This window comes from Arthrobacter sp. Y3224055 (assembly GCF_059090825.1).
In genome coordinates this window covers 407,500-419,747 of sequence record NZ_JBNHGB010000002.1, presented here as the reverse complement: position 1 = coordinate 419,747, position 12,248 = coordinate 407,500, and the positions used below count along the sequence as shown (strand labels likewise).

Here is a 12,248-nt window from a genome sequence, read left to right as displayed (position 1 = left end):
TGAGAAGATTTCCTTATGACTGCACCACTTCTTGCGCATGCCACCGCCAACGGCCGCATGTACGCGCGCTCCACCTCGGAGCCGCCGTCGGTTCCCTCCATCACCACCGTGATCGCGCAGGAGCCGACCACGCTGGACGGTTGGTTCGCCCACATGGCAGCCACCTCCCTGGCCTCCGATGCCAGGCTGGCCGAGGCCGCCGGAGACCCGGGGCGGCTGCGGTCGCTGGCGAAGGAAGCGACCCTGGCTGCCGACCGCTACCGGGATGCCGCCGCGCTGCGCGGGGACCGCGTCCACGCTTACTGCGAACAGGTGGCACTGCGGGCGCTGGACAGGGAGCACGACGTTGCGGGTGCCCGGGAGGCGCTCAAGGCCAACGGCGAAGAGGCTTTCGCCGCCAGGTTCGACGAATGGTGGCAGCTCTACGGGGTGGAGCCGATAGCCCCGGAGATCACTGTCTGGAACCAGGAAGTCGGATACGCCGGCACGCTGGATCTCGTGGCCCGGATTGCGGGGCGCACCTGCCTGATCGACTTCAAGACCAAGGGCACGGACCGCAACGGTCAGGTCAAGGCGCTCAATGACAAGGTGGTCATGCAGTTGGTGGCCGGCATGAAGGCACAGGAGTCGCTGGTCGACGCCGCGACGGGGCGCTGGGAGCCGTGGGCCCACGGGGACGATCCGCTGCTGCTGGGCGTGGCGATCGGTGAGACGGAAGTCCGGCCGATGCGCGCCAACCCCGAGGTGCTTCGATGGCACTGGTACCGCTTCTGCTCGCTGCGCCGGGCGTGGGAGACGCATCTGCAGGTAGCCGAGGCGGGCCGGGCGCTGCTGCCGATCGCGCCGCCCCCTGCGGCGGCCCTGCAGGCGGTCCAGCAGGCCCACTAAACTGGACCGGAACCAACGGCAGCGTACTGAAGCGGCAACAGTGAGGACAAGAACTACATGGCGATCCTGAGCATCCGGATTATCGGCGACCCCGTGCTGCGGACCAAGGCGGAAACGGTCACCGTGTTCGGGCCGGAGCTGGCCAAGCTGGTGGCGGATATGGACGAAACCATGGAGGACGTCGACGGCGCCGGGCTGGCCGCCCCGCAGGTGGGCGTGAGCCTGCGCGTCTTCACCTTCCGCGTGGACGGCCGGCGCGGCCACGTGGTCAACCCGGTGCTCGAGCTCAGCGACGACTTCCAGGACGACGTCGCCGAAGGGTGCCTGTCCATACCCGCGCTGGGCTACCCGGTGCGCCGGCGCCGCTGGACGCGGGTGACCGGCCAGGACATGCACGGCAACCCGGTGGAGTACGAGGGCGAAGGGATGCTGGCCCGCTGTTTCCAGCATGAGGCCGACCACCTGGACGGAATCCTCTACATCGACCACCTCACCGGCGAGAACCGGAAGAACGCGCTGCGCTCCATCCGCAACGCCGGATACAACGGTGTGGCCGGCGAAACCCAGGCCCAGCGCGCGGCGCACGTCGGCTCCGGCTTCAGCCGCGGGCCGGCCGCGGCGGGCACCGGTTCCTTCGGGCAGCCGCTGGCATGACGGACGGCGGCAGGCGCTTGCGGGTCCTCTTCGCCGGCACTCCCGGCGTGGCCGTGCCCTCCCTCGACCAGCTCGTCGAGGACGGCTTCGAGATTGTGGCCGTGCTCACCCGGGAGGACGCGCCGATAGGGCGTAAACGCGTCCTGACCGCCTCGCCGGTGGCGGCCCGCGCCGCGGAGCTCGGCGTGCCGGTGATCCGGGCCAACCGGATCGGGCCGGCCGCGGCCGATGCCATCCGGGCAGCCGCCCCGGATGTGGCGGCCATCGTGGCCTACGGCGGCCTCGTCCCGGAAGCCGCGCTCGGCATACCCGAACACGGCTGGATCAACCTGCACTTCTCACTCCTGCCCGCGTGGCGCGGCGCCGCGCCGGTGCAGCACGCCATCATCAACGGCGACGACGTCGTCGGCGCCTCCACCTTCCAACTGGAGAAGGGGCTGGATACGGGCCCGGTGTACGGCACCCTGACCGAGGCGTTGCGCCCCGCGGACACCAGCGGCGAGGTGCTGGAGCGGCTCTCCCACAGCGGCGCCGTGCTGCTGTCGCAAACCCTGGCGGCCGTTGGCGCGGGCACAGCGGTGGCGGTGGCGCAGTCCGGCGATGTCAGCCTCGCGCCCAAGCTGTCCCTGGCGGACGGTCACATTGATTGGCGGCAGCCGGCGCTGGCCATCCGCCGCCGCATTAACGGCGTCACCCCCGAGCCCGGTGCCTGGACCATGCTCGACGGCCAGCGCTTCAAGCTGGGCCCGGTACGCCTGCGGCCGGAGCACCGCGGGCTGCCGCCCGGGGCCGTGAGGCTGTCCGGCGGCTCGGCGGCCTCGGCGCTCGTGGGCACCGGTTCCCATGCCGTGGAGCTGGACAGGGTCCAGCCGGCGGGCAAGAAAATGATGGATGCAGCAGATTGGGCCCGCGGGCTCGGACAGCGTGAGGACGTGCACTTCGAATGAGCGGCCGGAATGAAGGCAGCCGGAACAGCGGACGCCAAGGCGGCGGCGGCCAGGGGGCCGGCCGCCGTGATGCTGCGGGGCGGGAGCGCAACCGCGGCGGCGCCAGGCAGTACTCCCGGTCGGCTCCGTCGCAGCGGACGCGGGCGGCCGACCCGGCCCGGCTGGCGGCCTTCGAGGTGCTCCGCGCCGTGGAACGGGACGACGCGTACGCGAACCTGGTGCTGCCGGCGAGCATCCGCAAACACCGGCTGGACAAGCGCGACGCCGGTTTCGCCACGGAGCTGGCCTACGGCGCCCTCCGCGGTTTGGGCACATACGATGCCATCCTCGCCCGCTGCGTGGACCGGCCGCTTGACCAGCTGGACCCCGCGATCCTCGATGCGCTCCGGCTCGGTGCCCACCAGCTGCTGGCCATGCGGGTGCCGGCCCATGCCGCCCTGGACCAGACCGTCGGCCTGGCCCGCGCCGTGATCGGCGCTGGCCCCGGCTCGCTGATCAACGCCGTCCTGCGCAAGGTCACCGCCCGTGACCTGCACGGCTGGACCGCCGAGCTGACCGCCGGTGAGACCGACCCGGTCAAGGCGGCGGCTCTGGAACACAGCCATCCGGAATGGGTGGTGCGGGCACTGCGGCAATCCCTGGCGGGGCACGGACGCCGCGTGGACGAATTGGAAGACCTGCTGGCGGCCGACAACGCCGCGCCGGTCGTGAACCTGGTGGCGCTGCCCGGGCTGGGCTCGCTGGACGAGGCGATCGACGCCGGCGCGGAGCCCGGGGAACTGGTCGCGGGCTCCGCCTTGTATGCGGGGGGAGACCTCGGCCGGCTGGCCAGCGTGCGGGCCGGAACCACCCGCGTCCAGGACGCCGGCTCCCAACTCGTGGCGCTGGCCTTGGCCGCCGCCGCGCCGGTGACGCCGGGCGAGCGCTGGCTGGATCTGTGCGCCGGTCCCGGCGGCAAGGCCGCCCTGCTGGGCGCGCTGGCCGCCGAGCGGGGCGCCACGCTGCTGGCAAACGAGGTGGCCGAACACCGTGCCGAGCTGGTCCGGAAGGCCCTGGCGCCGGTACCGGCCGGGGTGTGGGAGATCCGCACCGGCGACGGCCGCGACGTGGGCGAGCTGTATGCCGGACAGTTCGACCGGATCATGGTGGACGCGCCCTGCACCGGGTTGGGGGCCCTGCGCCGCCGCCCGGAGTCGCGGTGGCGCCGGAAGCCCTCCGACGTGGCCCAGTTGGGGCCGCTGCAGCGCGAACTGCTCGGCGCGGCCGTGGCCGCCGCAAAGCCGGGGGGCCTGATCGCCTACGTGACGTGCTCCCCGCACCCGGCGGAGACGACGGCGGTGGTCGCCGACCTGCTGCGCCGGAATCCCGGGCTGGAACTGCTGGACACCTCCTCCGTCCTCGACGGGGTCAGCCTCCCCGGGCATTTGGAAGCAGGACAACCCGGCGGCGACGCCGTGGGCCGGGCCGGCGGGACGACGGCGCAGCTGTGGCCGCACCGGCACGGCACCGATGCCATGTTCATGGCGCTGCTCCGCCGAACCAACTAGGCCAACACCGGTTCCGACATCCCTCGACACACAGACAGGCAGGCAAGCAACCGATGGCACAGTGCTGCATCAACCCCAGCATCCTCTCGGCCGATTTCGTCAACCTCGAAGCCGAACTGCGGCGCATCAGTACCGCCGATGCCGTGCACGTGGACGTGATGGACAACCATTTCGTGCCGAACCTGACCATCGGGCTGCCGGTGGTGCAGCGGATCCGGGAAGTCAGCACCCTGCCCCTGGACGCGCACCTGATGATCGCCGACCCGGACCGCTGGGCGCCGGCGTATGCCGAGGCGGGGATCGAATCCGTGACCTTCCATGTGGAAGCGGCGGCGGCCCCGGTCCGGCTGGCCAGGGAGCTGAGGTCCCGCGGGGCCAAGGCGGGCATGGCGCTGAAGCCGGCCACCGCCGTCGAGCCTTATCTGGATTTGCTCCCGGAGATGGACCTCCTGCTGATCATGACGGTCGAGCCGGGCTTCGGCGGGCAGTCTTTCCTGGACGTGACCCTGCCCAAGATCCGCAAGGCCGCGCGCGCCGTGGCAGGTTCGGGGCTCCCGGTTGCGATCCAGGTGGACGGGGGCGTCACCGAAGAGACCATCGTGCGGGCCGCCGAGGCCGGCGCCACCGTCTTCGTGGCCGGATCCGCCGTGTACGGCAAGGACGATCCGGAGCAGGCCATCGCCTCGCTGCGGGCCGCGGCCGGCCGGCAACCCCATTCCTGAGGCTCCTGTGACCGGTGTTACAGGTTGTGACGGGAATGGAACGTGCCACAAGGCAGTTGTGAGAGCATAGTTACGCAAACACAAACGTGCTCCGGGGTCGGTGTAAGTCCGAACCGGCGGTTATAGTCCGCGACCCGCTGCCGAGAGTTCCGCCCGGAACTTGACGCAGCGGTTGAACCGGTGAAATTCCGGTACCGACAGTTAAAGTCTGGATGGGAGAAGCACGTACAGGTGGCAGCCATGGGGCCACCGGGTACGGTCGATGACCGCGACCCGGAGACCCCGAAGCTTCCGCTCTGTCGTTCCCCGGAGCCGCCGCGGCTCGAAAGGAACGGCATGGATTTTCTGCGGTGGCTCTTTGAAGCCCAGATTCCCGTAGCCGGCAGCGCTCTGCTGCTGCGCGAAGTTCTGGGCAACGTCTTCGGCCTGCTCAGCGCGCTCGGCGGAATGCGCCGGAAGGTGTGGGCCTGGCCCGTCGGCATCATCGGCAACGTGCTGCTGCTGACCGTATTCCTCGGGTCGCTCTTCGGCTCCGCCAATACCGCCAACCTCCTGGGCCAGGCCGGCCGGCAGGTCATGTTCATCGCCGTGGCCGTCTACGGCTGGAGGCGTTGGCGCTCCGCACGCAGCGGCGAGGGCCACGCCATCACCCCGCAGTGGGCCGGCGGCAAGGCGCGCCTGGGCCTGGTCGCCGCCTTGCTCCTGGGCACCGTCGCCCTGACCCCGGTCTTCGCGGCCCTCGGCTCCTACGAGCCGGTCTGGGCCGATGCCTGGACCTTCGTCGGTTCATTGCTGGCCACCTACGGCATGGCACGCGGCTGGGTCGAATTCTGGCTGATCTGGGTGGCCGTCGACATTGTGGGCGTGCCGCTGCTGTTTAGCGCCGGCTACTACGCCAGCGCCTTTATGTACCTCTTCTACGGAGGCTTCACGCTGGTTGGATTCTTCGTCTGGTGGCGGGCCAACGCGCAGGCCAAGCCCGGCGTCGAAACCCTGCATCCCGATCCGCGCATCGGGCGCCCGGCCGGCGAGCAGGTGCAGGCGTGATGGGCCAGGCGGCAGTCGGCACGGCCAGGGATTTCGCGCCGGCCGAGCAGCGCGCCATGGAGCTTGCGCTGGATACCGCGCGGCAGGGCGTGCGCGGAGCAAACCCCCTCGTGGGCGCCGCCATCATCGACCCGCGGGGCGAGGTGGTCAGCATCGGTTACCACCGGGGCGCCGGCACACCCCACGCCGAAGTCGATGCGCTGGCGAACGTGTCCCCGGAGCGCGCCGCGGACCTGGCGGACTGCACCATGCTGGTGACCCTGGAGCCGTGCAACCACCGCGGCCGCACCGGCCCCTGTTCCGGCGCCATCCTGGACGCGGGCATCGGCTCGCTGGTCTACGCCACGGCCGACCCCACCGAGGCGGCCGCCGGCGGGGCGCAGCGGCTGGCCGAGTCCGGCGTCGCCGTGCGCACGGGACTGCTGCGGGAGCAGGCGCTGGACCTGAACCATCGCTGGTTCGAGGCCCGGCGGGAAGCGCGGCCGTTCACCACTCTGCACGTCGCGCAGACCGTGGACGGCCTGATTGCCGCGGCAGACGGCACCAGCCAATGGATCACCGGGGAAGAGGCGCGGGCGGACAGCCACGGCATCCGCGCCCGCGCGGACGCCATCATCGCCGGCAACGGAACCATCGCGGCCGACAACCCGAGGCTCACCGCCCGCGACCGGGCCGGACACGAAACTCCGGGCCAGCCGCTGCGCGTGGTGATGGGGCGCCGAAAGGTCGCGGCAGACGCCGCGGTCCGCGGCACCGATGGCCGCTTCCTGCAACTGGCGACCCACGACCCGGCCGAAGTCCTGGCCGAACTGGCACGGCGCGGCATCGGCCACGCGATGATCGAGGGCGGAGCTACCGTCGCCTCGGCTTTCCTTCGCGCCGACCTGGTCGACGAACTCGTGCTCTACCTGGCACCCCTGATGCTCGGCGCCGGCACCCGTGCGGTGGCCGACCTCGGCATCGGGACGCTGTCCGAGGCCGGCCGCTGGCGTTGGGACACGGCCGGCGGCAGCACCCGAATCCTGGGCGCGGACCTGCGCCTGCACCTGGAACCCCTGCCGTCCCACGGCACTCAGAAAGGCAAATGAATGTTTACCGGAATCATCGCGGAACAAGGGCGCGTTGAATCGCTGGACCTGAGTCCGGCCACTGACAGCGCAGTGCTGACCTTCACCGCACCCGAAACGGCTGCCGGGCTCGGGCTCGGCGGATCGATCGCCGTCAACGGCGTGTGCCTGACCGCAGTCGCGCTGGACGGCAGCCGGGTCAGCGTGGACGTGATGGGGGAGACCCTCACACGCACCACCACCGGTTCGCTCCGTCCGGGGCAGCCGGTCAACCTGGAACGCTGCGTCCCGGCCGGCGGACGGCTGGACGGACATGTGGTTCAGGGGCACGTGGACGGTGTCGGCACGCTGGCTGAACGCGAGGACTTGGGCGACTGGGAGCGGCTGCGCTTCACCGTTCCCGTGGAGCTGGCCCGTTACATCGCGGAGAAGGGCTCCATCGCCGTCGACGGCGTCTCGCTGACGGTCACGAACGTCAGCGATGCCGGTGCCGCGACGCAGTTCTTCGAAGTCGGCCTGATTCCCACCACGCTGGCCGACACCGGCCTGGGCGCGAAACAGCCCGGCGACAGCGTCAACCTGGAAGTGGACGTCCTCGCCAAGTACGCCGAACGGCTCCTGGCCTTCACCACCGGAGCCAGGGCATGAGCGCCGCGGTGGAGCCGCGGATCGCGCTCGACACGATCGAAGCCGCTGTGGCGGCGGTCGCCGCCGGCCGCCCCGTCGTCGTCGTTGATGACGAGGACCGGGAAAACGAAGGCGACATCATCTTTGCCGCCGACGCCGCGACCCCCGAACTGATGGGCTGGACCATCCGCTATACCTCGGGCGTCATCTGCGTGCCACTGCCGGCGGCGCGGGCCGACGAACTGGGGCTGCCGCCCATGGTCGAAGTCAACCAGGATGCCAAGGGAACGGCCTACACGGTTTCCTGCGACGCGGCCGACGGCGTGACCACTGGCATCAGTTCCGCCGACCGTGCGCGCACCGCCGTGGTGCTGGCGGCGGCGGACAGCACTGCCGCCGACCTGACCCGGCCCGGGCATGTCTTCCCGCTGCGGGCGGTCGACGGCGGCGTGCTCGCGCGGCGCGGACACACCGAAGCCGCCGTGGACCTGTGCCGGCTGGGCGGGCGTGCGCCGGTGGGCGTCATCGCGGAACTGGTGCACGATGAAGGGGACATGATGCGCCTGCCGGCGCTGCGCGCCTTTGCCGACGAGCACGGCTGCCCGCTGGTTTCGATCGAGGACCTCGCGAACCACCTGGCCGGGAACGCGGACACCGCCGGCCTGCCGAAGGCGGCGAACCATGGACGGTAAGGACATCCGCGAAAAGACTCCGGCCGCCACGGTCGAGGGCGGGCCCGCGGTTCAGCTGCCCACGGCCTTCGGCAGCTTCACCGCCCAGGCGTGGACCGATGCCGCCACCGGCGTGGAGCACCTGAGCATCACCTCGCAGGTCAGTCCGGCGGCCGAACCTCTGGTCCGGCTGCACTCCGAATGCCTGACCGGCGACGTGTTCGCCTCCTACCGCTGCGACTGCGGCGAGCAATTGGAGCAGGCGCTGGCCATGATCGGAGAGCACGGCGGGACGGTCCTGTACCTGCGCGGGCAGGAGGGGCGCGGCATCGGGCTGGCCAACAAGATGCGGGCCTACGCGCTGCAGGAAGCCGGCGCCGATACGGTGGAGGCCAACGAGCAGCTGGGCCTGCCCGTGGACGCGCGGGACTACTCCGCCGCCGCCGCCATCCTGCGGGCGATGGGCATCGGCGCCATCCGGCTGCTGAGCAACAATCCTGCCAAGAGCAGCATGCTGGCGGCGCTGGGCATCGATGTGGTCGAGATGGTGGCCGCGGAGGTTCCCTTCCGGGAGCAGAACCGCCGCTACCTGGAGACCAAGCGGGACCGGATGGACCACCGGCTGGCCGTCCTGCAGACAACGCCCGTGCAGCAGAGCTGACGCCTGCGCCCGGCACGGCAACCACAGTTAACCACCGACGAGAGTTTCACGAAGGAAGAACATGAGCGGACACGGAGCACCCACCATCGACATCACCGGCCTGCAGGCGGAGACCGGCGCGCTAAAGCTCGCCATAGTCGCCGCCAGTTGGCACACCGAGATCATGGACGGGCTGGTCGACGGCGCGCTGCGGGCGGCAACCGAGGCGGGCATCGGGGAACCGGCCCTGGTCCGGGTGCCCGGGGCTTTCGAGCTGCCCGTCGCCGCCGCCCGGCTGGCGCCCCACTATGACGCCGTGGTGGCGCTCGGCGTCGTGATTCGCGGCGGGACGCCGCACTTCGAGTACGTCTGCCAGGCCGCCACCGAGGGCCTGACCAGCGTCAGCGTGCAGACCGGCACCCCGGTGGGATTCGGGGTGCTTACCTGCGACACCGAGCAGCAAGGCCTGGACCGCGCCGGCCTGGCGGGCTCCAGCGAGGACAAGGGCCACGAAGCGGTGACCGCCGCACTGGCGACCGCGGCCACGCTCCGAGGCCTCGGCGTCTAAGGCGGGCCGCGGCGCGGCGCGGCGTCCGAAGCGGACCGTCGCGCGGCGCCGCATCTGAAACGGATCGCCGCGCGGCGCCGGAGGCATTCGTCACAATGGGAACGGCGGTTTGCCGCCCCCACGCGCTCCTGACGTAGTCTAAAGGGCGTGAAATCCTTCGAATCCCTGTTTGCGGAACTGAGCGAAAAGGCGCAGCAGCGCCCGGAGGGCTCCCGTACGGTAGCCGAGCTGGATTCCGGCATCCACGGAATCGGGAAGAAGGTCGTCGAAGAGGCCGCCGAAGTCTGGATGGCAGCCGAACACGAATCCGACGAAGCCGCCGCCGAGGAAATCTCCCAGCTCCTCTACCACCTGCAGGTCCTGATGATCGCCAAGGGCCTGCGGCTGGAAGACGTCTACAAGCATCTGTAGCGGGACGCCGCCCCTGCGCGGCGCCCCGCCCAGACCCAGGCCTATTCCACACTTGCGAGGCCCTGCTGCGGCCGAGACGATCCCAGAAAGACCCCCACATGCTGCGTGTAGCTGTTCCCAACAAAGGTTCCCTGTCCGAAGCCGCCTCCGCCATGCTGGGCGAGGCCGGCTACCTCCAGCGCCGCGACAGCCGCGAACTGGTCATGACCGATGCCGACAACGACATTGAGTTTTTCTTCCTCCGCCCGCGCGACATCGCCGTCTACGTAGGCTCCGGCACCCTTGACGTCGGGATCACCGGACGTGACCTGTTTTTGGACGCACAGGTGGACGCCGTCGAGCTGATGAACCTCGGCTTCGCGGCGTCCACGTTCCGGTTCGCCGGTCCGCTCGGCGAGTTCACCAGTGCCGCGCAACTGAACGGCAAGCGCCTGGCCACCAGCTATGACGGGCTGCTGCGCAGCTACCTGGCCGAGCACGGGATCGACGCCTCCGTCGTCCGGCTGGACGGCGCGGTGGAGTCCTCCGTGCGCCTCGGCGTTGCCGACGCGATTGCAGACGTCGTGGAGACCGGCAACACGCTCCGGGCCGCCGGGATGGAAATCTTCGGGGACCCCATCCTGAAGTCCGAGGCCGTGCTGATCGGCCGCGCGGGGGAGACCCCGGCCAACGGGCTGGACGTGCTGATGCGCCGGCTGCGCGGCGTGATTGTTGCCCGCGAGTACGTCATGATGGACTACGACATCCGCAAGGACCTCGTGGACGCCGCCGCGGCGCTGACCCCGGGGCTGGAGTCACCGACCATCTCGCCGCTGCGCGATACCGGCTGGGTGGCCGTGCGCTCGATGGTCCGTCGCACCCAGACCAACCGCATCATGGACGAGCTCTACGATCTCGGTGCCCGGGCCATCCTGGTCAGCACCATCCACGCCTGCCGCATCTGACTGCCCCGGAGTAAGCCATGACTGTTGCCATCCGTGTGATCCCCTGCCTGGACGTCGACGCCGGACGCGTGGTCAAGGGAATTAATTTCGAAGGCCTGCGCGACGCCGGTGACCCGGTGGAACTGGCGCACCGGTACGACCGTGCCGGAGCCGACGAGTTGACCTTTCTGGACGTCACCGCCTCCTCCGGCAACCGCGAGACGACGTTCGACGTCGTGGCCCGCACCGCGGAGGAAGTCTTCATCCCGCTGACCGTGGGCGGCGGCGTGCGCGAGGTCGCCGACGTCGACAAACTGCTGCGCTTCGGGGCGGACAAGGCCGCCATCAACACCGCCGCGGTCGCCCGGCCCGATGTGATCGACGAAATCACCCGCCATTTCGGTTCCCAGGTGCTGGTGCTCTCGCTGGATGCCCGCCGGACCGATGACCCCTCGGTGGCCTCCGGATTCGAAGTCACCACGCACGGCGGCCGCAAGGGCACGGGGATCGACGCGGTGCAGTGGGCCCGCGAGGCGGCCGACCGGGGAGTGGGGGAGTTGTTGCTCAACTCCATCGATGCCGACGGAACGAAGGACGGGTTCGACCTGGAGATGATCCGGGCGGTACGGGCGGCGGTGAAGGTCCCGCTGATTGCTTCCGGCGGCGCCGGCAAGCCCGCGCATTTCCCGCCGGCCGTCGCCGCCGGGGCGGACGCGGTGCTGGCAGCCTCGGTCTTCCATTTCGGGCCCGACGACGCCATCGCGCAGGTCAAGCAGGCGATCCGGGACGCGGGCTACCCGGTCCGGTGAGTCCCGGAGCCGGGGAAGGGTCAGAGGCCGATTTCGGCGCTGTCCAGCAGGGCCACGGCATCGGCCTGGCCCTCGAAGGTGACCAGCGCATGCCTGGTCCGGCCGGACGCATGCATCAGCAGTTCGCCCGGTTCTCCGCCGATGGCCACCGAGACGGGTGCCCGCTTGGCCACGTGCCGCGGGCCGTCCGGACGCACGAGCACGATGCCCAGGTCCACTCCCCGGTACAGCAAGGCCGCCCGCTTAACCAGTTCGTCCCACAGTGCCGCCGAATAGTCCTCGTCCAGCGCCCGCGGCGCCCAGCGGTCGGTGGCCCGGCGGATGTCTTCGGTGTGGACGAAGAATTCCACCAGGTTGGCCACCGTGTCCACGGCCCGCACCCTGAACGGGGACCAGGCCGGCGGGCCCGCGCGGAAGGCTTCCACCAGCTTGGCGTAGCCGGCCGGTTCCCGGGCAGTGTCCGCCACCTTGCGGGTGGCGTCGTCCGAAACCCTGGCCAGCGGCTTAAAGGCCAGGCCGAGGGCGGCACCCACACGGTGTTCACGGATGTACAGATGGGCGGCCAGTTCTGCGGTCTTCCACCCCTCGCACAGGGTGGGTGAATCCGGCCCGGCAGCCAGCAAGGTCTCGGCCAGGACTTCACGGGACGGATTTACGTAATGCATCACTCTGAACCTAGCACGAAGGGGGCGCTTGCGGGCCGATAAATGTGTACGTGCGCCCGTGC

The 12,248-nt window shown here is 70.4% G+C and carries 15 protein-coding genes and 1 riboswitch; of the genes, 14 read left to right on the top strand and 1 reads right to left on the bottom strand.

The genetic code is table 11. From position 1 onward, the window contains the following. The first annotated feature begins 15 nt into the window (after positions 1–15). The 14 genes from AC5RTY_RS07265 (at position 16) to hisF (ending at position 11,521) form a co-directional block, all read left to right on the top strand. Positions 16–888 (top strand): cytochrome, encoded by an 873-nt coding sequence (locus AC5RTY_RS07265; protein ID WP_494013874.1) that lies wholly within the window; start codon positions 16–18, stop codon positions 886–888. 57 nt (positions 889–945) lie between these two features. Continuing rightward, positions 946–1,542: a peptide deformylase gene (gene def, locus AC5RTY_RS07260; RefSeq protein ID WP_494013875.1), complete on the top strand. Its 597-nt coding sequence runs from the start codon at positions 946–948 to the stop codon at positions 1,540–1,542. A gap of 17 nt (positions 1,543–1,559) precedes the next feature. Next, on the top strand, positions 1,560–2,489 hold the full coding sequence (locus AC5RTY_RS07255) for a methionyl-tRNA formyltransferase (protein WP_494139349.1): 930 nt from the start codon (positions 1,560–1,562) through the stop codon (positions 2,487–2,489). Beyond that, entirely contained in the window at positions 2,486–4,036 is a 1,551-nt protein-coding gene (locus AC5RTY_RS07250; protein ID WP_494013876.1) for an RsmB/NOP family class I SAM-dependent RNA methyltransferase, read from the top strand. The genes AC5RTY_RS07255 and AC5RTY_RS07250 overlap by 4 nt, the downstream gene beginning before the upstream one ends. Before the next feature lie 53 nt (positions 4,037–4,089). After that, positions 4,090–4,758 carry a ribulose-phosphate 3-epimerase gene (gene rpe / locus AC5RTY_RS07245; RefSeq protein WP_494013877.1) on the top strand — a complete coding sequence of 223 codons (669 nt, stop codon included), beginning with the start codon at positions 4,090–4,092 and terminating at the stop codon, positions 4,756–4,758. A gap of 82 nt (positions 4,759–4,840) precedes the next feature. Beyond that, positions 4,841–4,987: riboswitch (FMN riboswitch) on the top strand. 107 nt (positions 4,988–5,094) lie between these two features. Beyond that, positions 5,095–5,805 carry a nicotinamide riboside transporter PnuC gene (gene pnuC / locus AC5RTY_RS07240; RefSeq protein ID WP_494013878.1) on the top strand — a complete coding sequence of 237 codons (711 nt, stop codon included), beginning with the start codon at positions 5,095–5,097 and terminating at the stop codon, positions 5,803–5,805. Then, entirely contained in the window at positions 5,805–6,893 is a 1,089-nt protein-coding gene (gene ribD, locus AC5RTY_RS07235) for a bifunctional diaminohydroxyphosphoribosylaminopyrimidine deaminase/5-amino-6-(5-phosphoribosylamino)uracil reductase RibD (protein WP_494013879.1), read from the top strand. Before pnuC ends, ribD begins: the two co-directional genes overlap by 1 nt. Next, a complete protein-coding gene (locus AC5RTY_RS07230; RefSeq protein WP_493999582.1) occupies positions 6,894–7,520 on the top strand; it encodes a riboflavin synthase in 627 nt (208 codons plus the stop codon). Further along, a complete protein-coding gene (gene ribB, locus AC5RTY_RS07225; RefSeq protein ID WP_493999583.1) occupies positions 7,517–8,191 on the top strand; it encodes a 3,4-dihydroxy-2-butanone-4-phosphate synthase in 675 nt (224 codons plus the stop codon). The genes AC5RTY_RS07230 and ribB overlap by 4 nt, the downstream gene beginning before the upstream one ends. Continuing rightward, positions 8,181–8,831, top strand: coding sequence for a GTP cyclohydrolase II (ribA, locus tag AC5RTY_RS07220; protein ID WP_493999584.1), 651 nt, complete (start codon positions 8,181–8,183; stop codon positions 8,829–8,831). The genes ribB and ribA overlap by 11 nt, the downstream gene beginning before the upstream one ends. 61 nt (positions 8,832–8,892) lie before the next feature. Then, on the top strand, positions 8,893–9,378 hold the full coding sequence (gene ribH, locus AC5RTY_RS07215; RefSeq protein WP_493999585.1) for a 6,7-dimethyl-8-ribityllumazine synthase: 486 nt from the start codon (positions 8,893–8,895) through the stop codon (positions 9,376–9,378). A gap of 147 nt (positions 9,379–9,525) precedes the next feature. Beyond that, on the top strand, positions 9,526–9,789 hold the full coding sequence (locus tag AC5RTY_RS07210) for a phosphoribosyl-ATP diphosphatase (RefSeq protein ID WP_493977843.1): 264 nt from the start codon (positions 9,526–9,528) through the stop codon (positions 9,787–9,789). Between the two features lie 98 nt (positions 9,790–9,887). Beyond that, positions 9,888–10,733 (top strand): ATP phosphoribosyltransferase, encoded by an 846-nt coding sequence (hisG, locus tag AC5RTY_RS07205; protein WP_493999586.1) that lies wholly within the window; start codon positions 9,888–9,890, stop codon positions 10,731–10,733. 17 nt (positions 10,734–10,750) lie between these two features. Next, entirely contained in the window at positions 10,751–11,521 is a 771-nt protein-coding gene (hisF, locus tag AC5RTY_RS07200; RefSeq protein ID WP_493999587.1) for an imidazole glycerol phosphate synthase subunit HisF, read from the top strand. A gap of 20 nt (positions 11,522–11,541) precedes the next feature. On the opposite strand, the gene AC5RTY_RS07195 is transcribed toward hisF, so the two are convergent. Further along, the gene (locus tag AC5RTY_RS07195) at positions 11,542–12,186 is read right to left on the bottom strand and encodes a TIGR03085 family metal-binding protein (RefSeq protein ID WP_494023314.1); all 645 of its coding nucleotides are present in this window, start codon (positions 12,184–12,186) and stop codon (positions 11,542–11,544) included. Positions 12,187–12,248 lie beyond the last annotated feature (62 nt).